Consider the following 19,912-nt stretch of genomic DNA (forward strand, 5'->3'; position numbering starts at 1 on the left):
GTAATGATGGAGTCCAGTGAAATTTTCTTCAAGGGCCTCCTTTGTTACAGATGGCTCACGAGCGGGGTGCGGCCGTCGAGCAGGCGGTCCTCGACGTCGTCGAGCGCGATCCGTACGGCGCCGAGCACCACGGCCTCGTCGCCCAGCGCGGACATGAGGACCTCGGGCGTGCGGATGCACCAGCGGTCCAGCTCGCGCTTGAGCGGCTCGATGAGCACGTCGGCCGAGCGGGAGTAGCCGCCGCCGACCACGACCATCTGCGGGTCCAGCGCCAGGACCAGGGCGGACACGCCGAGCGCCAGGTCCCTGACGTAGCGGCGCACGGCCGTGACGGCCGCCCGCTCACCCGCCCGGGCCGCCGCGAACACGTCGCCCGCCTCACCGCTGGCGGCCTTGAGGTGCTCCTGGGCGCGGATCCAGCCGAGCGCGGGCAGCGCGCCGATCTCGCCCGAGGCGTTGGCGAAGCCCCGGTGCACCTTGCCGTCGATGACCAGGCCGGCGCCGGTGCGGAGCCCCGCCAGCAGGAACACCATGTCCTTGGCGTAGCGGGCCACGCCGCGCCAGCACTCGGCCCTGGCGGCGAGCTTGCTGTCGTTCTCGACCAGGACGGGGCCGGGGACCAGCCGGCGCACGTGGGCGGCCAGGTCGACGCCGGTCCACTCGGGCAGCGCCTCCGACAGCATCACCCGGCCCACGCCGTCCACCAGGCCCGTCGTGCCGACGCCGGCGGCCCAGACGTCGCCCGCGGCCAGGCCGGCGCCCTCCAGGCACGCGGCCACCGCGGCGTCCACCGCCTCCAGCCGCTCCGGCCTGCCCATCTCCGGCGTCACCGGGACGGCGGCCCGGTCGCCGACGTTCCCGTCGAGGTCGGCGACGACGGCGCGGATCTTGTGGCCGCCGATGTCGACGCCGAGCACCCGCCCCGCGTCCGCCCTGAAGCGGTAGCGCCTGGCCGGGCGGCCCACGCTGCCCGCGGTGGCGCCCGCCTCCGCCACCCAGCCCTTCTGCAGCAGCTCGCGGACCACGTCCTCGGCGGACGCGCGCGACAGGCCGGTGCGCTTGGCGACCTCGGTGAGCGTGAGCGAGGGCCCGCCCCGCAGCGCCTTGATCACGGCGAGCGCGTTGAGCTGCCTGAGCCGCGACAGGTCACCGCCGCTCAGATCCTCGCCCATGGACCCCCCTTGCCGTCAGCCAGCCGACTCCTAATAATGATGGTCTCCATGATATTTCGCCGGGAAGGTTCCATGACTGAGGTGACTCTAGCCGTCGTCGGCGGCGGCCTGCGAGGGCTGACCTACGCCCGCCACGCGCACGCCACGGGCGCGGGGCGGGTGGTGGCGGTCGCGGAGCCCGACCCGCGGCGCCGCGCCGCGTTCGCGGCGGAGTTCGGCGTCCCGGCCGAGTCGGCGTTCCCCGGGTGGAAGGAGCTGGCGGCGGCGGATCGGCAGGCCGACGCGGTCGTCATCGCCACGCAGGACCAGCTGCACACCGACCCCGCAGTGGCGCTGGCGGACCTCGGTTACCACATTCTCCTGGAGAAGCCGATGGCGCCGGACGAGCGGGAGGCGGCACGGATCGCCGAGGCCGCCAGGCGCAACGGGATCATGCTGGCCGTCTGCCACGTGCTGCGGTACACGCCATACACGAAGGCCGTGCGGGACCTGCTCGACTCCGGCCGGATCGGGCGGCTGATCAGCGCCCAGCACCTCGAGCCGGTGGGGTGGTGGCACCAGGCGCACTCCTTCGTCCGCGGCCACTGGCGCCGCCAGGACACCTCGGCGCCGATGCTCCTGGCCAAGGCGTGCCACGACATCGACTGGCTCGTACACCTCTTCGGCCGGCCGCCCGCGCGGGTGTCGTCGTTCGGCTCCCTGTCCCACTTCCGCGCCGAGGACCGCCCCGCGTCGGCCGCGGACCGGTGCGTGGACTGCCCCCTGGAGCCGTCCTGCCCGTACTCGGCGCCGCGGCTCTATCTCGGGTGCCTCGGGGACCCGTCGAGCGAGTTCTGGCCGCTGTCGGCCGTCACGCCCGGGCGGACGCGGGAGGCCGTGCTGGAGGCGCTCCGGGTGGGGCCGTACGGGCGGTGCGTGTACGCGTGCGACAACGACGTGGTCGATCACCAGGAGGTGGTGATGGAGTTCGACGACGGGGCGACGTGCTCGTTCACGATGAGCGCGTTCACGCCGATGGAGGACCGGCGGACGCGGTTGTTCGGCACCCACGGCTACGTCGACGGCGACGGCCGCACCCTGCGCGTGGTGGACTTCCGCACGGGCGAGGAGGAACTCGTCGACACGACCGCCGCCCACGCGCACGCGCGGGAAGCCTCGGAGGGGGCTTCGGCGGCGGACGGGCACGGCGGCGGGGACGAGGGCCTGGTGGACGCCTTCCTCGCCGCCGTCGCCTCGGGAGACCCGTCGCCGCTGCGCTCGGACGCGTTCGAGAGCCTCATGACCCATCGCGTGGTGTGGGCCGCCGAGCAGGCCCGCCGCACGGGTTCGGTCGTCACGTTCGCCCCCCACGCGTGAAGCGCCGCCGGGGGCGGGTGGGGGCTAGCCCCAGACCTCCTGGGCTGTCTCGACGATCAGGCGGAGCTTGGCGAACTGCTCGTCGGACGTGAGCTGGTTGCCCTCCACTGTCGAGGAGAACCCGCACTGCGGCGACAGGCAGATCTGGTCGAGGTCGACGAACTTGGCGGCCTCGTCGATCCGCCGCTTGAGCGTGTCCTTCGACTCCAGCTCGCCCCGCTTGGTCGTGACCAGCCCCAGCACCACCATCTTCCCCGGCGGCACGAAGCGCAGCGGCTCGAAGCCCCCGGACCGCTCATCGTCGAACTCCAGGAAGAACCCGTCCACCTTCAGCTCGCCGAACAGCGCCTCCGCCACGAAGTCGTACCCGCCCGAGGCGGCCCAGGAGGAGCGGAAGTTCCCCCGGCACATGTGGGTGGTGATCGTCATCCCGGCGGGCTTGGCGGCCAGGGCGGCGTTGATCTGCTTGATGTAGCGCAGGTGCATGTGCTCGGCGTCGTCCCCGCGCGAGCTCAGCTCCGCCCGCTGGGCCGGGTCGTTCAGGTACGCCAGGCTCGTGTCGTCGAACTGCAGGTACGTGCACCCCAGCGCGCCGATCCTGCGCACCTGCTCGGCGTAGGCCGCGCTCAGGTCCCGCCAGAACTCCTCCACGTCCGGGTAGACCTCGGGGTCGATGGCGGCCGGACCACCCCGGTAGTGGACCATGCTCGGCGAGGGGATGGTCAGCTTCGGCACGACCCCGCTGTTACGGCTGGTGACGGTGTCGCGCAGGAACGTGAAGTCGTCGGCGAAGATCGGCTCGTTCAGCCGGATCCGCTCGTGCACGCGCAGCGCCGCCGGGGTGAACTCGATGTCCCCCTGCTCGTTGTGGAAGCGCACCGTGATGTGCTCGTCACTGGCCTGGCCGATGCCGCCGAGCCGGTAGATGAAGTCCATGTGCCACGAGGCCCGCCGGAACTCGCCGTCGGTGGCGCTCTGCAGCCCGACCTCCTCCTGGCGGCGTACCACCTCCCTGATGGCCTCGTCCTCGGCCTCCCGCAGCGCGTCGCCCGTGAGGGTCTCGCGGGCGCGGAGCAGCGCGGGCGGGCGGAGCAGGCTGCCGACGTGGTCCGCGCGGAACGGTGGCGAGGTGCGCATCGAAGATCATCTCCTCTGGTCGTCAAGGTTGTGCCCGTAGAGCTGTCTGAGGTGGGCTTTGAGCAGCTTGCCCGCCGCGTTCTTCGGCAGCTCAGGGACGAATTGCAGATATTTCGGGATCTTGAAGCGGGCCAGGCGGCCGTCCAGGTACGCCAGCAGCTCATCGGGCTCGATCGCGGCGTCCGGGGCCGGCACGACCAGCGCCTTGCCCACCTCGCCCCACATGTCGTCCGGCACGCCGATCACCGCGCACTCGGCGACCGCCTCGTGCCCGAACAGGACGCTCTCCACCTCGGCGGGATAGATGTTCTCGCCACCGGAGATGATCACGTCCTTGAGGCGGTCGGAGATGCGCACGTAGCCGTCCTCGTCGGCGACGCCGACGTCGCCCGAGCGAAACCAGCCGTCCGCCGACAGCACCTTCGCGCTCTCCTCCGGCCGCCGCCAGTAGCCGGTCATGACGTTGGGCCCCTGTACGTACACCTCGCCCGGCTCACCGGGACCCGCCGGGGAGCCGTCGGGCGCGACCAGCCGTACGTCGGAGAAGAAGCACGGCACCCCGGCCGAGCCCGCCTTGGCGATCGAGTGCTCGGCCCCGAGGAAGAGAGCGCCGGGCGCCGTCTCGGTCATGCCGTACCCCTGCAGGAACGTCAGCCCCCGATCCTGATAAATCCGGATCAGCGGCTCGGGCACCGGCGCTCCCCCGCACAGCAGGTGCCGCAGGCTCGACAGGTCCGCGCCCGCCCAGCGCGGCGACCGCGTGAGGAAGCCGAACATCGACGGCACCCCGAACATCACGGTCACCCGCTCCGCCTCGATCAGGTCGAACGTCCGGTCCACGTCGAAGGAGGGCTCCAGGATGACCCGGCCGCCCTTGAGCACGGTCGGCACCAGCGTCTGGGCCAGCGCCGCGATGTGGAACAGCGGCGCGCCGACCAGCGTGACCTCGTCGTGCGCGAGCGGCACGTCGACCAGCAGGTTGAAGGTGTTCCAGGTCAGGTTGGCGTGGGTGAGCATGGCCCCCTTGGGGCGTCCCGTCGTCCCGGACGTGTACATGATCAGGCACACGTCGTCCTGGCGCACCGGCTCGTCGATCGGCTCGGGCGAGCCGGAGGCGAGCAGCGCCTCATAGTCGGTGACGTGCCGCCCCGGCAGCCCCTCGCCGTCCTGCTCCTCGCCCAGCACGAGGACCGACGCCTGCGCGTCCTCCAGGATGTAGCGCAGCTCCGGCCGGGCCAGCCGGGCGTTGAGCGGCACGAACACGGCCCCCACCAGCCCCGCCGCGAAGAACGTCTCCACCAGCGCGGGCTGGTTGACCCCGAGGAAGGCGACCCGCTCGCCGCGCCCCACGCCGAGCGCCGAGGCCAGCCGGTACGTCCGCTCGCTCAGCTCACGGTACGTGCGGTCATGTCCCCGGTACGTCACCGCCACCCGTTCGGGCGTCATGCGGGCCCGGCGTGCGGGCCATGAGCCAATCCCCTGATTCCGCATCGGCGCTCCTTGACGCTCAAGCCATCAAGTTAGGCCACTGGGCGATGGCTGTCACCGTTCTGCCCAAGTTTCATCCGGCACAACGTCGAGGAGCCGCTCCGCGATCCGCCCCGCCTCCGGCCTGAACCGCTCGTGCAACGTGTGGCACACCCGCTGGGCCTTCTCCGCCGGCCAGTCGTGCGGCAGGTACCGCAGCGGCAGCCGCGGATCGGCCCTGATGATCTGCAGCCAGCCGGTCAGCAGCGTCAGCGAGCGCGCCAGGTCGTCGGGCGCGTCCGCCGCCGGGTCGGCCCGGTCCCAGCGGCGCAGGAACTCCCGGTAGCGCTCGCCCAGGCCCGACAGGTCGTAGGCGTCACCGACCAGCGCCTGCATGTCGGTGGGGTGCCGGGGCTCGGCGGAGAAGACCTTCACGTTCGCGCCGAGGTCCTCGATCACGTGCGCGGCGTCCACGTCGCCGGGAGCGATCCACAGGCCGTTCTGCAGCGGCCCGAACCCGGCCCAGACCAGCCGCGAGCGCAGCTCGTGCCGCTCCCGCTGCCAGGACTCGGGCAGCGAGAAGCCGATCAGCGTCCAGCGGTCCTCGTCCGCGTCGTTGACGACGCCGCTGTGCCAGATGCGCCGCTCGCCGTCCTTGAGCACCTCGGTGCTCGTCGGGGTGAGGCCGAAGTACATGCGGCGGCCCGAGCGCTGGCGGCGCAGCAGGCCGCGGCGGACCATCCGGGTCAGCGTCGAACGCGTCGCCTCCTCCGAGATCCCGACCTTGGCGAACGCCTCGATGAAGCTGCCCGAGGACACGCAGATCCCGCGGCCGTACACGTGATCGCCGAGGAACGTCAGAATCACCGACTGAGGCCGCATCTCAGCCCTCCCCGCATCTTGGGCATTCTCTTGACACCCGTAATATATCTGCCTACATTCAGGGCCACATCCCGGCTTGGAGGGTCCTGATGCGCAGGCTGCTCCCGTCTCTGGTTTGTCTCGCGTTGGCCGCGACCGCCTGCGGCGGTGATTCAGGCGGCGGTGCTCAAGACCCGATCAAGGTCGGCCTCATCGTCTCCCTCACCGGCAACTACACGCCGCTGGGCAGCGAGGACAAGAAGGCCGTCGAGCTGGCCGTCGAGCAGGTCAACGGGCAGGGCGGGCTACTCGGCCGCAAGGTGGAGCTGGTCGCGCGCGACGACAAGACCGCCCCCGACCAGGGCATCGTGGCCTACAACCAGATCAAGGGCGACATCGACGTGCTGATCGGCCCGGTGTTCTCCAACTCGGCGCTGGCGGTCGAGCCGCTCGCGCAGCGTGACAAGATGCCGTACCTGTCGCTGGCCCCCGCCCAGGAGCAGGTCGAGCCGATCAAGTCGTACATCTTCGTCACCCCTGCCCTGTCCGGTATGTACGCCGAGCGCTACCTGCAGTACATCCAGGCCAAGGGCATCAAGACGATCGCCGTGGCCTGGGACTCCAAGAGCGCCTATTCGGTCTCCGGCCACAAGTCGATGATCGCGCTCGCGTCCAAGTACGGCGTGAAGGTCGCCGTGGACGAGCCGTACGAGACGACCACCTCCGACTTCAGCCCCCTCTTCACCCACGTGCGCGACTCCGCCGCCGAGGCGCTGGTGTTCTGGGGCTCGGGCGCGCCCGGCGTGACGGCGGCCAAGCAGTACGTGGCCTCGGGGCTCAAGACGCCGCTGTTCCTGACCGCGTCGCAGGCCAGCAAGCTGTGGCTGGAGCCGATGGGCGGCGCGGCCGAGGGCATGACGGTGCAGAGCGCCATCGGCGTCGTCGGCGAATATCTGCCCGACGGCAAGCAGAAGCAGGTCATCGAGCAGATGGCCAAGCCGTACCAGCAGAAACACGGCTATCCGCCACCGCAGTTCGCGCAGGACGGCTACAGCGCGAGCCTGCTGCTCTTCGAGGCGATCAGGAAGGCGAACAGCACCGACAAGGCCAAGGTGCAGCAGGCCCTGGAGAGCATGGACCTGGTCACGCCCAACGGCCGCTTCCGCTACTCCCCCACCGACCACTCCGGGCTCTCCCCCGAGTTCATCTCGGTCAACACGGTGCAGAACGGGAAATTCGTTCCCACCGACTGGGCCAAGGAGCAGCTCACCAAGACCGTCGGCGCGGGGTAGCGGGTGCTGACGGTCACCGGGCTCTCCCGCTCCTTCGGGGGCGTCTACGCCGTCCGCGACGTGTCCCTGGCCGTCGCGGACGGCGAAGTCTGCGGCGTCATCGGGCCGAACGGGGCGGGCAAGTCCACGCTGTTCAACCTCATCACCGGGCATCTGGCGGCCGACCACGGCCAGATCTCGTTCCGCGGGCACCGGGTGGACCGGCTCGCGCCGCACCGGCGGGCCAGGCTCGGCATGTCGATCGTGTTCCAGGCGGCCAGGGTGTTCCGCGGCATGACGGTCAGGGAGAACGTCATGGTCGGGATGCACGGCCGTACCGGTGCGGGGTTCGTGTCGGCGGCGCTGCGGCTGCCGCGGCACCGGCGCGACGAGCGCGAGATCACCGCCGAGGCGGATGCCGTGCTGAGCCGCGTGGGGCTGGCCGAGTGGGCGGACCGGCCCGCCGACCTGCTGCCCATCGGGCAGCAGCGGGCGCTCCAGCTCGCCCGCGCCCTGTGCGCCCGGCCCCGGCTGCTGCTGCTCGACGAGCCCGCCTCGGGGCTGCGCGGCCAGGAGCGCGAGCGGCTCGCGGCGCTGGTGGAGGAGCTGCGCGCGGACGGGCTGACGATCCTGCTCGTGGAGCACGACGTCGCGTTCGTGACCCGGCTGGCCGACCGCGTGGTGGTGCTCGACCTGGGCCGGGTCATCGCCGACGGCTCGCCCGCCGAGGTGCGGGCCGATCCGCTGGTGCTCGCCGCCTACCTCGGGCAGACCGCATGATCGACGTCAAGGACCTGATCGTCTCGTACGGCACCGCGACCGCGCTCGACCACGTCACGCTCACGGTGGGGCGGGGCGAGATGGTCGCCCTGCTCGGCCCGAACGGCGCGGGCAAGTCCACGCTGGCCAACACCCTCGCCGGGCTGCTCCGGCCCGCCGCGGGCACGGTCGGGATCGGGGGCAGGCTGGCGCTCATCCCGGAGGGCCGCCAGCTCTTCCCGGACCTGTCGGTCGCCGACAACCTGGCCCTGGGCGGGTGGCGGTCGGGTCTGCGGGATCCCTCGTCCGTGTACGACCTGCTCCCCCGGCTGGCGGAGCTGGCCGGGCGGCAGGCCGGGGTGCTGTCGGGAGGCGAGCAGCAGATGGTGGCGTTCGGGCGGGCCCTGATGTCACGGCCCGAGGTGCTCGTGGTGGACGAGCTCTCCCTGGGCCTGGCCCCGAACGTGACCGCCGACCTGGCCGGCCACCTCGCCGAGCTGAACCGGGAGCAGGGGCTGACCGTGCTGCTCATCGAGCAGAACGCGCGGCTGGCGTTCGACCTGTGCGGGCGGGCGTACGTGCTGGAGTCCGGCCGGATCGTGGCCGAGGGCGAGTGCGCGGAGCTGGCCGGCGACCCTCGGGTCGCCAGCGCGTACCTGGGCGGGGCGATCACATGAGCGCCTTCCTCACGTACCTGCTGAACGGGCTCGCGGTCGGGTGCGCGGTCGCGCTCATCGCCAGCGGCCTGGTCGTGATCCACCGGGTCACGGGCGTGGTGAACTTCGCGCAGGGCACGTTCGCGGTCGTGGCCGGGCTGTGCGCGTCGTCGCTGCTCGGGCTCGGGTTCCCGCACGGGCTGAGCGAGCTGGCCGCCGTCCTGGTCGCGGCGCTGGCGGGGCTGCTGACCGGCCTGGCCGCCATCGGCCGGCGCGGCACCACGCCGCTGTCGTCCCTGATCGTGACGCTCGGCGTGGGCGTGCTCGCGTACGCCGTCGAGATCGTCCTGTGGGGCGACCAGCCGCGCTCGGCGCCCGGCCTGGCGGGCTCGGTGACGCTGGCGGGCGCGCGCGTCCAGACGCAGCACCTGCTGGTCATCGGCGTGACGGCGGCCGCGTTCGCGCTGCTGGCGCTCTTCTTCGGGCGCACCTACCTGGGCAAGGCGCTGACAGCGTGCGCCTCCAATCCGTACGCCGCCCGCGTGGTCGGGATCGACACGCGGCTGATGGGGCTGCTGGCGTTCGCGCTGGGCGGGCTGCTCGGCGGGATCGCCGGGGTGCTGGTGACGCCGCTGCGGCCGATCTCGTTCGACACCGACGTCACGCTCATCGTGAACGCCTTCGCCGCGGCCGTCTTCGGCGCGCTCACCCGGCCCGTGATCACGCTGGCCGGAGCGCTGCTGCTGGGCGTGGCCGAGACCATGGCCGCCGGGTACGGCTACGGATCGCACCAGCTGGAGGTGGCGCTGGGTCTCATGATCGTCGTCATGATCGTACAGGCGAGCCGGCGCTCGGCCATCTCCCAGGAGCAGACATGATCCGCCTGGTGGCCGGGCTGCTGGTCGCGGCCGTGACCCTGGCCCTGCCCGCGGTGCTCGACGACAGCGCGCTGGCCGTGTACATCCTGCTCGGGCTGGCCGCGATGGTCACCGTCGGGGTGTCGCTGCTGATGGGCTACGCCGGGCAGGTGTCGCTGGGCCAGGGCGCCTTCTACGCCGTCGGCGCCTACACCGCCGCGCTGCTGTCCCTGCACGGCGTGCCGCCCCTGGCCGGGCTGATCGCCGCACCCGTGGTGGCGGCCGCGGCGGCGCTGGTGATCGGCGTGCCGCTGCTGCGGCTGCGCGGGCACCATCTGGCGTTCGCGACGCTGGCCATGCAGCTCATCCTGCTCTCGCTGGCCGGGCAGCTGGAGGTCACCGGCGGGGACATCGGGCTGCAGGCCATCCCGCAGTTCTCGGTGGGGTCGTTCGAGGCGGGCGGCGCGTCCGCGTACGCGTACCTGACCTGGATCGGGCTGGCGCTGGTGATGCTGGTGACCCGGAACGTGATCACCTCGCGGCCGGGCCGCGCCCTGCGCGCGCTGGCCACCAGCGAGACCGCCGCCGCGTCCTCGGGGATCCCGGTCGGGCGGTACAAGCTGGTGGTGTTCGCGCTGTCGGCGGCGTTCGCGGGGCTCGCGGGCGGGATCTACTGCTTCTACACGGGGTACGTGGCGCCGGGCTCGTTCCCCGTGCTCATCTCGATCCAGTACATCGTGATGGCCGTGGTCGGAGGGCTGGGCACGATCTGGGGCGCCGTGGTCGGCGCGACCGCGATCACGCTGCTCGTGCAGGGGCTGAACAGCCTGGCCGCGCTGCCGGGGATGCCGTCGTACGCGCCCGGCGTGCTGTCGTACGCCGTGTACGCGCTCGTCCTCATCCTGGTCGTGCTCTTCCTGCCCCGCGGCCTGCTCCCCGCCGTCTCCGGCCGCATCGACCGGGACCGCCGGGGAATGATCCATCGGTGACCGTTGAGAAGGCGTCGAACGTCGGTCCGTCGGGCATCGAGGTCGCGTACGAGCGCCTCGGCGACCCCCAGGCCCCGCCCGTGCTGCTGGTGATGGGCCTCGCCGGGCAGCTGATCAACTGGCCGGACGGCCTCTGCGCGGAGCTCGTCGACCGCGGCCTGCACGTCGTCCGGTTCGACAACCGCGACTCCGGCCTGTCCACGCACCTCCACGACGCGCCGCCGCCCGACCTGCCGGCGGCGCTCGCGGGCGACGCGTCCTCGGCCTCCTACACGCTCTCCGACATGGCGGCCGACACCGTCGGCCTGCTCGACGCGCTCGGCCTGGACAGCGCCCACGTGGTCGGCGCCTCGATGGGCGGGATGATCGCCCAGACGATCGCGATCGAGCATCCCGGCCGGGTCCGGTCGCTGACGTCGATGATGTCCACCACGGGCGACCCGTCCGTGGGCCAGGCCCGGCCCGAGGCGATGGCCGCGTTCGCGGGGCCGCCGCCGACGACCCGCGAGGAGGCGGTCGAGCGGTCGGTCCTGATCTTCCGCCTGGCCGGCTCGCCCGGTTTCGCGTTCGACGAGGCCGCGCTGCGCGACCGCGCCGGCCTCTCGTACGACCGCGACCACGACCGGGTCGCCGTCGCCCGCCAGGCCGTCGCGGTCGTCGCCTCGGGCGACCGCACCTCCCGGCTCCGCTCCATCGACGTCCCCACGCTGGTGATCCACGGCGCCGAGGACGCCATGTGCGACCCGAGCGGCGGCCGCGCGACCGCCGCCGCCATCCCGGGCGCGGAGCTGGTGATGATCGACGGCATGGGCCACGACCTGCCCAGGCCGCTCTGGCCCGACCTCGCCTCCCGCATCGCCACCCTCGCCCACCACGCCGACGCCACCCGATAGCCGCTCGCCCCCCTGTGAGCGCCGACACTTCGCCGGGCGTCGAAGCTTTTCCCGTCTAACGTCGCCGCATGACGACGACCCCGCCGGCCATGAGCAGCGCCTCCCCTGACCGCTGTCCGTCGGGAACGTCGTGACCCCCTGGGAGATGCTCGCCGTCTTCGTGACGAGCATCTGCGCCGGCGCACTCAACACCGTCGTCGGCTCCGGAACCCTCATCACCTTCCCCGTACTGCTCGCCATCGGCCTCCCGCCCGTCACCGCCACGGTCACCAACGCGCTCGGCCTGATCCCCGGCTCCATCAGCGGAGCCATCGGGTACCGCCGAGAGCTCCGCGGCCAGTCCCGGCGCCTGCTGAAACTGAGCGTCGCCGCCCTGCTCGGCGGCCTGTGCGGCGCCGTGCTCCTGCTGACCCTGCCGGCCGCGGCGTTCGAGCGGATCGTCCCAGTCCTGGTGGCCCTGGCCCTCGTCCTGGTCATCCTGCAGCCCCGCATCAACACGTACCTGCGCCGCCGCCACCGTGAAACGCCCGGTCGCGGGCTCTTCGCCGGGCTGCTGCTCGCCGGCGTCTACGGCGGCTACTTCGCCGCCGCCCAGGGGATCATCTACATGTCCCTCATGGGCATGCTCCTCGACGAGACGCCCCAGCGCCTCAACGCCGCCAAGAACGTCCTGGTCGCCGTGGTCAACGCCGCAGCCGCGCTCCTCTTCCTGTTCGTCGCGGACTACGACTGGACGGCCGTCGCGCTCATCGCGACCGGCTCCGCCCTCGGCGGCCGGCTCGGCGCCGAGGCGGGCCGCCGCTTCAGCCCTGCGACGCTACGCTTCCTGATCGTGGCCGTCGGCGGGGTCGCCCTCGTCCATCTGCTCGTCCGCTGAAGCGGGCCGCCTCGCCTCCGCAAGTGTGCGGATCCGGTCACGCTCCTCCCCGTCGTCCTGATCGTGCTGGCGGTACGGGTGCGCCGGGCCCCCGCCCCGGCGGAGGCGATCGGGCGTTAGTGTCGGCAGTCCACCCATGGTGATCGACTTTGGAGGGCAGCCGTGCGGCGCGTCATGATCCTGCTGGCCCCGATCGCGGCCCTGGCCGCCGCTCTGGCCGTCGCCCGGCGGCGGTTCGTCGTCGTACGGATCAGCGGGGCGAGCATGCTGCCGACCTACCGCACGGGCGACCGGGTGCTCGTCCGCAGGACCACGGGGTCGGGTGTCAGGCGCGGCCAGGTCGTGGTGCTGCAGACCGCGCTGCCCGGGGGGAAGTGGCGTACGGGGCCGCTGCCTCGGCCGGGGGCGGCCATGTGGTTCATCAAGCGCGCGGTGGCCGTGCCGGGTGACCCGGTGCCCGCCCAGGTCATGGCCCGGGTGGAGGCGTCGCCGGGCGACACGGTGCCGGCACGCCGGCTGGTCGTCCTCGGTGACGGGCCGGTCAGCGAGGACTCGCGGGCATGGGGTTACGTGCCGTTCGACCGCGTGCTCGGCGTCGTCGTCCGCCGGCTCGCCCCCTCCTCCGACTCCGTCGGCTCGTAGCCCTGCGCCTGCAGGGTGAACAGCCCCGCGTACTCCCCTTCCAGCGCCATCAGCTCCGCGTGCGAGCCGCGCTCGGCGATCCGCCCCTCGGCGAGCACGACGATCACGTCCGCTTCCCGCACCGCGCCGAGCCGGTGCGAGATCAGCAGGCTGGTCCGCCCCGCGCGGTGGCGGCGCAGGCTCTGGTGGATGGCGTGCTCGGCCTGCGCGTCCAGGCCGGAGCTCGGCTCGTCGAGCACGAGCAGGTCCCGCCCCTTCCGCATCAGGGCGCGGGCCAGCGCGAGACGCTGCCACTGCCCGCCGGACAGCACCACTCCGGCCTGGGGGTCGTCCCGGTCGCCGAAGAAGATCCGGCTCAGCAGCGTGTCGTAGCCCCGCGGCAGCCCGGCGACCGTCTCGTGGACACCGGCCAGCCTGGCGGCGGCCTCGACCCGGTCCCGGTCGTCGAGCGCCGCGACGTCGCCGAGCCCGATGTTCTCGGCCGCGGTCAGGTCGTACGACATGTAGTCCTGGAACACCGCGCCGATGCGGCCGCGCAGCTCGGCGGGGTCCATCTCCCGCAGGTCGACGCCGTCCCAGCGGATGGACCCGCGTACCGGGTCGTACAGCCGGCAGATCAGCTTGACCAGGGTGCTCTTGCCCACGCCGTTCAGCCCGACCAGGGCGAGGGAGCCGCCGCGCGGGATGAACAGGTCGATTCCGCGCAGCACCCACGGATGCGCGTCGTCGTACCGGAACCACACGTCGCGCACCTCGATGCCCTGGCGCAGCGCGGGGACGGGGCGCGGACGCCGCGGGACGGGCAGGTCCGGCGCGTCGGCGACGACGTCGAGGTAGTGCCCGAACATCAGCAGCGCGTTGTGCGCGTCGGCGGACTGGCCGACGATCGAAGCGAGCGCGGACTGCACCCCGGCGACGGCCGCGACGAACACGGCGACGTCGCCGACGCTCAGCGTGCCCGACGCGGCGCCGCTGATCGCCCAGAGCAGGCCGAGCGCGGCGACGGCCGCCCCGAGCAGCGACAGCGTCCCCTGGGTACGCAGTGTCCTGCGGGCGAGCCCCTGCTCGGCGGCGTTGACCGCGCGCAGCTCGCCCAGCATCCTGGCGCGCAGGAAGTCGCCGAGGCCGAACAGCCGGATCTCCTTGGCCGCGTCGGGGCTGGTGAGCAGGCCGGCGAAGAAGATCTGCCGCCGGCTCCTCGAGCTGACGCCCCACATCATCCCGGCGCGGCGCCGGGACAGGTCGAGCTGGGCGCGGACCGAGGGGAGCGCGGAGAGCGCCACGACGAGGATCATCCCCGGCGCCAGCACGGCCAGCGCCGCGGTGAACCCGGCGAGGGTGACGGCTCCCTGGGCGATGCCCAGGGAGGAGCGGACGATCCGCTGCGGCGCGTTCTGGCCGGCGTCCTGCGCCAGCCGTACCCGGTCGTGGAAGGCCGGGTTCTCGAATCGGCTCAGCCCCGGGTGTGCGTTGACGGCCTGGAAGAGCCGGTCCTGGATCAGCACCTGGAGCGCGCGGCGCAGCTGCTCCTGGGCGTACTCCGCGGCCGCGGGCAGGGCCGCGCCCGCCAGGCCGGTCACGCCGAGAGCCACGCCGTACGGGAGCAGCTCGGCAAGGCCCGCCCCGGCCGCCAGCCCGTCGAGCACGAGCTTGGTCAGCCACGCGGTGACCACCGGGACCAGGCCCATGAGCAGCACCGTGATCCCGGATGCCAGGACGGCGGCCGGGTGCGCCCGCCAGGCCGACGCCGCGGCCGCGCGAAAGCGCCGTCGCGGCGTGGCGCCGCCGTGCCCGGCAGGAGAGGTCATCGGCGCGTGGCCGCCGGCAGCCTGCCCGGGGCGGTGTCGGCCGCGACGACCACCCCGTCCCCGTCGACCAGGTAGAAGCTGGGGAACCGGGAGACCTGCAACGCCCTGCTCACCGGGCCGCCCATCGGCTCGACCACGACGGTGGCCGAGGTCAGCTCGCCGGTGAACAGCCGGGCCTCGTCGGGGTCGCCCGTGACCACGGCCAGCACGCGTTCGGGACGGGTGTCGGCCAGGTAGGACGCGAACTCCGGCAGCCGCTCGTGGCAGGACGCGCATTCGGTGGAGAACACCGCCACCACGGAGGGCCCCGAGAAGAACGCGCGCGACACGGTCTCGCCGCCGAGGGCGGTCGCGCTGAAATCGCCGAGCGTCGTTCCCGGCTGCACCATCGGGGCACCCGTCGGCGCCAGCTCGGCCAGCCGCAGCGTGTGCACGCGCAGCCGGCGGATCACCGCCAGGGTCAGCACCAGATCCACCAGGCACAGCAATCCGACAACGACGACGGCGGCCACGAGATACGGCATGCGAGCTCCTCAGGGGTGGGCGGCGAAGCACGGAAAACCCACCAGGACGGTGCCGGCCCGGTGTCGGCCCGCACTGTCCTGGGGGCTGTCGGTAGGGCGTCAGCAGTAGTCGAAGCTGCCGCAGCTGGTCGTGCCGGTGGAGTCGTGGTAGCAGCAGGTCCGGCAGAACTTGCCCTGGCAGCACCAGTCGGTCCAGCACGCGGCCGAAGCGTTGGCCGACGGCAGGAACTTGTCGAGGAGGCGGTCTCCCAGCTTGTTGAGTGCGCGGATCATGGCGACCTCCTTGCATGGGGATCTTTACGCGCTCACCGTCACCCAGCAAGAGCACCGTGTTAATAGAGAGATTGGCCGACACTCCGGAACATCGTTCGGCGGTTCAGGATCTTGACAGAGCCCACTTGGCCAGGTGACCAGGCGCTGGATATTACGGCGGCGCCTTGCCTCGGTGTACCTCCTCATCGGCGACTCTCCGAGAGGGGCGGCTCCAGGGACGTGGTGTCTGTCCGCCGGACCGCCCCGCGCCATGGCCGCCGGGTGGTGGCTCCGGGTCGGCTGTTAGCGCTCACACTTCTTCTTCCCTGTCGCGTTTCCTTCTCTGTCAGATGGCTGTGGTGGCAGGTCGAGCCAATACGAGACGAAGAGGCGACGTCAAGGAGGGCACCTCGCGCCCGCGGCGGGGCGACGGACGCGCGTGCGGCTCATCAGGCGTTATCAGGGGACGCCTGACGTGACGGCGAGAGCGCCACTCTGAAACTTTCGCCGTTACTTGACAACTTTCGGAGCGGTTTCCAGACTGGGTGTCCGAGAAGGCTTCCTCCCGCCATGTGGTGGTGCGCGGCGAGGACCGCGTTCACGATGCCCTGGTGGTGTGCGTTCCCCGATCACGGGACGCGGCGTCGATCGCGTGGGGAGGACCCCGCGTGTCCGCTTTTCCGTGATTCAGTCTGGAGCACTCAGTCATGGGCGACACAGCCAAACTTCCGCCGCGGCCCCTCAGGCGCCCGCGGGTTCTGATCGCCGCCGCCGTCGGCGCTATCGCCGTGGCCACCGCGGTGACCGTACCGATCACGCCGGCCGGTGCGGCGGCGAGCACGCTCGGCGCGGCCGCCGCGCAGAGCGGCCGGTACTTCGGCGCCGCCATCAGCGCGGGCAGGCTCGGCGACTCGCAGTACACCACCATCGCCGCCCGCGAGTTCAACATGGTGACGGCCGAGAACGAGATGAAGATCGACGCCACCGAGCCGAACCGGGGCCAGTTCAACTTCACCAACGGCGACCGCGTCTACAACTGGGCCGTGCAGAACGGCAAGCGGGTCCGCGGCCACACCCTGGCCTGGCACTCCCAGCAGCCCGGCTGGATGCAGTCCCTGTCCGGCAGCACGCTGCGCCAGGCCATGATCGACCACATCAACGGCGTCATGGCCCACTACAAGGGCAAGATCTACGCCTGGGACGTGGTCAACGAGGCCTTCGCCGACGGCAACTCCGGCGGCCGGCGCGACTCCAACCTGCAGCGCACCGGCAACGACTGGATCGAGGTCGCCTTCCGCACCGCGCGCGCCGCCGACCCGGCCGCCAAGCTCTGCTACAACGACTACAACATCGACAACTGGACCTGGGCCAAGACCCAGGGCGTCTACAACATGGTCCGCGACTTCAAGCAGCGCGGCGTGCCGATCGACTGCGTCGGCCTGCAGTCGCACTTCAACAGCGGCAGCCCGTACAACAGCAACTACCGCACCACCATCTCCAGCTTCGCCGCCCTCGGGGTGGACGTGCAGATCACCGAACTGGACATCCAGGGCGCCTCCGCGCAGACCTACGCCGCCGTGACCAACGACTGCCTGGCAGTGGCCCGCTGCGCCGGCATCACCGTGTGGGGAGTGCGCGACCAGGACTCCTGGCGCTCGGGTGACACCCCGCTGCTCTTCAGCGGCGGCAACAAGAAGCCCGCCTACGACGCCGTCCTCAACGCCCTCAACGCCGCCTCGCCGGGCGGCCCCACCCCCACACCCACCCCGACCCCGACACCCACCCCGACTCCGACACCGGTCCCGGGCGCGTGCGCGGCGACCATCACGACGACCAACAGCTGGTCGGGTGGCTTCCAGTCGACGGTGACCGTCCAGGCGGGCAACGCGGCGATCAGCGGATGGACCGTGCAGTGGACCTGGCCCGGCGGGCAGAGCATCAGCAGCCTGTGGAACGGCCAGCAGAGCGTGTCCGGCTCCAGCGTCACCGTACGCAACGCCCCCTACAACGGCTCCATCGCCGCCGGCGGCTCCACGACCTTCGGGTTCACCGCGAACGGCACCGCGGCCACCCCGACCGCCACCTGCACCAGCCCCTGACGGCGGCCGGACATGATGAGGAGAATACAGATGCGACTGCCCTGGCGAGCGCGGTCACCGCGCCCCTCCGCCGTCACGACCGCGGCGCCGCCCCGGCGGGCCTCTCACCGCGGCCTCGTGATCGGCGCCGTCGCAGTCCTGCTCGCCGGAGCGGGCCTGCTGACCGTGCAGCCCGCCCAGGCCGCCGTCGCCTGCCGGGTCGACTACGCCATCAGTTCGAGCTGGTCAGGGGGCTTCAACGCCACTGTCACCATCAACAACCTCGGTGACGCGGTCAACGGCTGGCGGCTGACCTGGTCCTTCGGCGCCGGCCAGCAGATCACCCAGATCTGGAACGCCACCCAGACCCAGTCCGGCTCGTCGGTGACCGCCACCAACGTCTCCTACAACGCCTCCATCCCCTCCGGCGGCAGCGCCAACTTCGGGTTCAACGGCTCGTGGACCGGCAGCAACCCGGTGCCCACGTCGTTCGCCCTGAACGGCGTGACCTGCGGCAACCCCGGCACCCCCACGCCCACCCCCACACCGACCCCCACCCCCACACCGACCGGCACGTGCACTCTTCCGTCGACGTACCGCTGGACATCGACCGGCGCGCTGGCGAACCCGAAGTCGGGGTGGGTCTCGCTCAAGGACTTCACCACCGTCGTCTACAACGGCAGGCATCTCGTCTACGGGACGACGCACGACACGGGAACGGCGTGGGGTTCGATGAACTTCGGCCTCTTCACCAACTGGTCCGACATGGCCTCGGCCGGCCAGAACACGATGTCCTCCTCCACTGTCGCGCCCACCCTCTTCTACTTCGCCCCGAAGAACGTCTGGGTGCTCGCCTACCAGTGGGGCGGGACCGCCTTCTCCTACCGGACCTCCAGCGACCCCACCAATCCGAACGGCTGGTCATCGCAGCAGGTGCTCTTCTCCGGAAGCATCTCCGGCTCCGGAACAGGCCCCATCGACCAGACCCTCATCGGTGACAGCACCAACATGTACCTGTTCTTCGCCGGGGACAACGGCAAGATCTACCGGGCCGGCATGCCCATCGGGAACTTCCCGGGCAGTTTCGGCTCGACCTCGACGGTGATCATGAGCGACACGACGAACAACCTGTTCGAGGCCGTTCAGGTCTACAAGCTCCAGGGCCAGAACAAATACCTCATGCTCGTCGAGGCGATCGGCTCGCAGGGCCGCTACTTCCGCTCGTTCACCGCCACCAGCCTGGACGGCTCGTGGACACCCCAGGCCGCCACCGAGAGCAACCCCTTCGCAGGCAAGGCCAACAGCGGCGCCACCTGGACCAACGACATCAGCCACGGCGACCTGGTCCGCAGCAACCCCGATCAGACCATGACCGTCGATCCCTGCAACCTGCAGCTGCTCTACCAGGGACGCAACCCCAACTCCGGCGGCGACTACGGCCTCCTGCCCTACCGGCCGGGCCTGCTGACACTGCAACGCTGATGACGTGACACGGATCCGTCCCTGAGAGCGGGCTTTCCGGTTGGCAACGGTGGTCATCCCAGCCCCCGTCACCAACCGGAAGGCCCGCCCGCCGACTTCCTGGCGCACGGCCCATGCGACCTTCACTCGCCGGCGGCAGGACGTGCTCTCCGCAATGACCTCATCGGTCGTGGAGTCGCGAAGTCGGCCCGGCCACACACCCGTCGCAAGCATGTAGTTCCAGGGGTCGTGGCGTCCCGGTGCAACCAGCGGAGGCAGCACGGGGTTCAAGGGGCGCATCAGGGACGGTGAACCGCCGTGATGGAGCAGGTCAAGACGGGCCCTCCAGGCAGACGCCGGTGACCCCGCGGCGGTCACGGACGCCGTTCAGCGGACGGCCGGCGAGTTCGGCCGGTTGGACGTCCTGGTCAACAACATGACCGAAGGCGGACGGATCATCAACATCGGCAGCTGCCTGTCCGGCCGCACGCCTTTCCCCGGCATCACCCTGTACGCATTGAGCAAGACCGCCCTCACCGGACTGACCAAGGGCCTTGCACGCGACCTCGGTCCGAGGGGCATCACCGCCAACGTCATCCATCCAGGCCCGATCGACACCGACATGAACCCCGCCGACGGGCCGGGCGCCGACGCTCAGAGCGCCTACACCGCCCTCGGGCACTACGGGGAGCCCGCGGACATCGCCGCGACCGTCGCGCACCTGGCCGGCGAGGGAGGCCGATACATCACGGGCGCCTCCATAGCAGTGGACGGCGGCGTCACCGCCTGACTCCTTGCCGGTCCGCGAGGAAATACAAGGGCCAAAGGGCCGTCGGGAATCCGCCATCCTCC

General features: G+C 71.6%; 18 protein-coding genes and 1 pseudogene. 12 read left to right on the plus strand and 7 right to left on the minus strand.

Annotated elements, in window-relative coordinates:
• Nucleotides 1-44: 44 nt before the first annotated feature.
• Nucleotides 45-1,172, minus strand: a complete 1,128-nt coding sequence (locus AB0J87_RS19965; RefSeq protein ID WP_363967114.1) for an ROK family protein — start codon at nucleotides 1,170-1,172, stop codon at nucleotides 45-47.
• A 72-nt stretch (nucleotides 1,173-1,244) separates the two neighbouring features.
• Here AB0J87_RS19965 and AB0J87_RS19970 point away from each other — a divergent pair, with 72 nt between their 5' ends.
• Nucleotides 1,245-2,528, plus strand: coding sequence for a Gfo/Idh/MocA family oxidoreductase (locus tag AB0J87_RS19970; RefSeq protein ID WP_363967116.1), 1,284 nt, complete (start codon nucleotides 1,245-1,247; stop codon nucleotides 2,526-2,528).
• Between the two features lie 24 nt (nucleotides 2,529-2,552).
• On the opposite strand, the gene AB0J87_RS19975 is transcribed toward AB0J87_RS19970, so the two are convergent.
• The 3 genes from AB0J87_RS19975 to AB0J87_RS19985 all read right to left on the minus strand — a co-directional run bounded on the left by AB0J87_RS19975 (nucleotide 2,553) and on the right by AB0J87_RS19985 (nucleotide 6,014).
• Nucleotides 2,553-3,665 carry a 5-methyltetrahydropteroyltriglutamate--homocysteine S-methyltransferase gene (locus tag AB0J87_RS19975; protein ID WP_363967118.1) on the minus strand — a complete coding sequence of 371 codons (1,113 nt, stop codon included), beginning with the start codon at nucleotides 3,663-3,665 and terminating at the stop codon, nucleotides 2,553-2,555.
• A 6-nt stretch (nucleotides 3,666-3,671) separates the two neighbouring features.
• Nucleotides 3,672-5,111 carry a long-chain fatty acid--CoA ligase gene (locus AB0J87_RS19980; protein WP_363967120.1) on the minus strand — a complete coding sequence of 480 codons (1,440 nt, stop codon included), beginning with the start codon at nucleotides 5,109-5,111 and terminating at the stop codon, nucleotides 3,672-3,674.
• 96 nt (nucleotides 5,112-5,207) lie between these two features.
• Nucleotides 5,208-6,014 carry a PaaX family transcriptional regulator C-terminal domain-containing protein gene (locus AB0J87_RS19985; RefSeq protein WP_363967122.1) on the minus strand — a complete coding sequence of 269 codons (807 nt, stop codon included), beginning with the start codon at nucleotides 6,012-6,014 and terminating at the stop codon, nucleotides 5,208-5,210.
• 89 nt (nucleotides 6,015-6,103) lie between these two features.
• On the opposite strand from AB0J87_RS19985, the gene AB0J87_RS19990 reads away from it, so the two are divergent.
• The 8 genes from AB0J87_RS19990 (at nucleotide 6,104) to AB0J87_RS20025 (ending at nucleotide 12,937) form a co-directional block, all read left to right on the plus strand.
• On the plus strand, nucleotides 6,104-7,285 hold the full coding sequence (locus AB0J87_RS19990) for an ABC transporter substrate-binding protein (protein WP_363967124.1): 1,182 nt from the start codon (nucleotides 6,104-6,106) through the stop codon (nucleotides 7,283-7,285).
• A gap of 3 nt (nucleotides 7,286-7,288) precedes the next feature.
• Complete coding sequence (locus AB0J87_RS19995) at nucleotides 7,289-8,044, plus strand: ABC transporter ATP-binding protein (protein WP_363967126.1); 756 nt, start codon at nucleotides 7,289-7,291, stop codon at nucleotides 8,042-8,044.
• Complete coding sequence (locus AB0J87_RS20000; RefSeq protein ID WP_363967128.1) at nucleotides 8,041-8,700, plus strand: ABC transporter ATP-binding protein; 660 nt, start codon at nucleotides 8,041-8,043, stop codon at nucleotides 8,698-8,700. The genes AB0J87_RS19995 and AB0J87_RS20000 overlap by 4 nt, the downstream gene beginning before the upstream one ends.
• Complete coding sequence (locus AB0J87_RS20005) at nucleotides 8,697-9,557, plus strand: branched-chain amino acid ABC transporter permease (protein WP_350736669.1); 861 nt, start codon at nucleotides 8,697-8,699, stop codon at nucleotides 9,555-9,557. The genes AB0J87_RS20000 and AB0J87_RS20005 overlap by 4 nt, the downstream gene beginning before the upstream one ends.
• A complete protein-coding gene (locus tag AB0J87_RS20010; RefSeq protein WP_363967130.1) occupies nucleotides 9,554-10,525 on the plus strand; it encodes a branched-chain amino acid ABC transporter permease in 972 nt (323 codons plus the stop codon). Before AB0J87_RS20005 ends, AB0J87_RS20010 begins: the two co-directional genes overlap by 4 nt.
• Nucleotides 10,522-11,418 carry an alpha/beta hydrolase gene (locus tag AB0J87_RS20015; RefSeq protein WP_363967132.1) on the plus strand — a complete coding sequence of 299 codons (897 nt, stop codon included), beginning with the start codon at nucleotides 10,522-10,524 and terminating at the stop codon, nucleotides 11,416-11,418. Before AB0J87_RS20010 ends, AB0J87_RS20015 begins: the two co-directional genes overlap by 4 nt.
• A 130-nt stretch (nucleotides 11,419-11,548) precedes the next feature.
• A complete protein-coding gene (locus AB0J87_RS20020; protein ID WP_363967134.1) occupies nucleotides 11,549-12,295 on the plus strand; it encodes a sulfite exporter TauE/SafE family protein in 747 nt (248 codons plus the stop codon).
• Nucleotides 12,296-12,457: 162 nt separating this feature from the next.
• Nucleotides 12,458-12,937, plus strand: coding sequence for a S26 family signal peptidase (locus AB0J87_RS20025; protein ID WP_363967136.1), 480 nt, complete (start codon nucleotides 12,458-12,460; stop codon nucleotides 12,935-12,937).
• Here the strand turns inward: AB0J87_RS20025 and AB0J87_RS20030 are convergent.
• From AB0J87_RS20030 to AB0J87_RS20040, 3 genes are all read right to left on the minus strand, one after another.
• Nucleotides 12,862-14,745, minus strand: coding sequence for an ABC transporter ATP-binding protein (locus AB0J87_RS20030; protein ID WP_363967138.1), 1,884 nt, complete (start codon nucleotides 14,743-14,745; stop codon nucleotides 12,862-12,864). The genes AB0J87_RS20025 and AB0J87_RS20030 overlap by 76 nt on opposite strands.
• Nucleotides 14,742-15,269 (minus strand): TlpA disulfide reductase family protein, encoded by a 528-nt coding sequence (locus AB0J87_RS20035; protein WP_350736651.1) that lies wholly within the window; start codon nucleotides 15,267-15,269, stop codon nucleotides 14,742-14,744. The genes AB0J87_RS20030 and AB0J87_RS20035 overlap by 4 nt, the downstream gene beginning before the upstream one ends.
• A gap of 99 nt (nucleotides 15,270-15,368) precedes the next feature.
• Nucleotides 15,369-15,542 carry a hypothetical protein gene (locus tag AB0J87_RS20040; protein WP_363967140.1) on the minus strand — a complete coding sequence of 58 codons (174 nt, stop codon included), beginning with the start codon at nucleotides 15,540-15,542 and terminating at the stop codon, nucleotides 15,369-15,371.
• A 686-nt stretch (nucleotides 15,543-16,228) separates the two neighbouring features.
• Between AB0J87_RS20040 and AB0J87_RS20045 the strand changes: the two genes are divergently transcribed.
• The 3 genes and pseudogenes from AB0J87_RS20045 to AB0J87_RS20055 all read left to right on the plus strand — a co-directional run.
• On the plus strand, nucleotides 16,229-17,620 hold the full coding sequence (locus AB0J87_RS20045; RefSeq protein ID WP_363967142.1) for an endo-1,4-beta-xylanase: 1,392 nt from the start codon (nucleotides 16,229-16,231) through the stop codon (nucleotides 17,618-17,620).
• Between the two features lie 30 nt (nucleotides 17,621-17,650).
• Entirely contained in the window at nucleotides 17,651-19,081 is a 1,431-nt protein-coding gene (locus AB0J87_RS20050; RefSeq protein WP_363967144.1) for a non-reducing end alpha-L-arabinofuranosidase family hydrolase, read from the plus strand.
• A 319-nt stretch (nucleotides 19,082-19,400) separates the two neighbouring features.
• Nucleotides 19,401-19,850: pseudogene (locus AB0J87_RS20055) on the plus strand (SDR family oxidoreductase); the annotation flags it as partial.
• Nucleotides 19,851-19,912: the final 62 nt, after the last annotated feature.

Origin of the sequence: Nonomuraea sp. NPDC049625 (assembly GCF_040675285.1) — a bacterium.
GTDB lineage: Bacteria > Actinomycetota > Actinomycetes > Streptosporangiales > Streptosporangiaceae > Nonomuraea > Nonomuraea angiospora_A.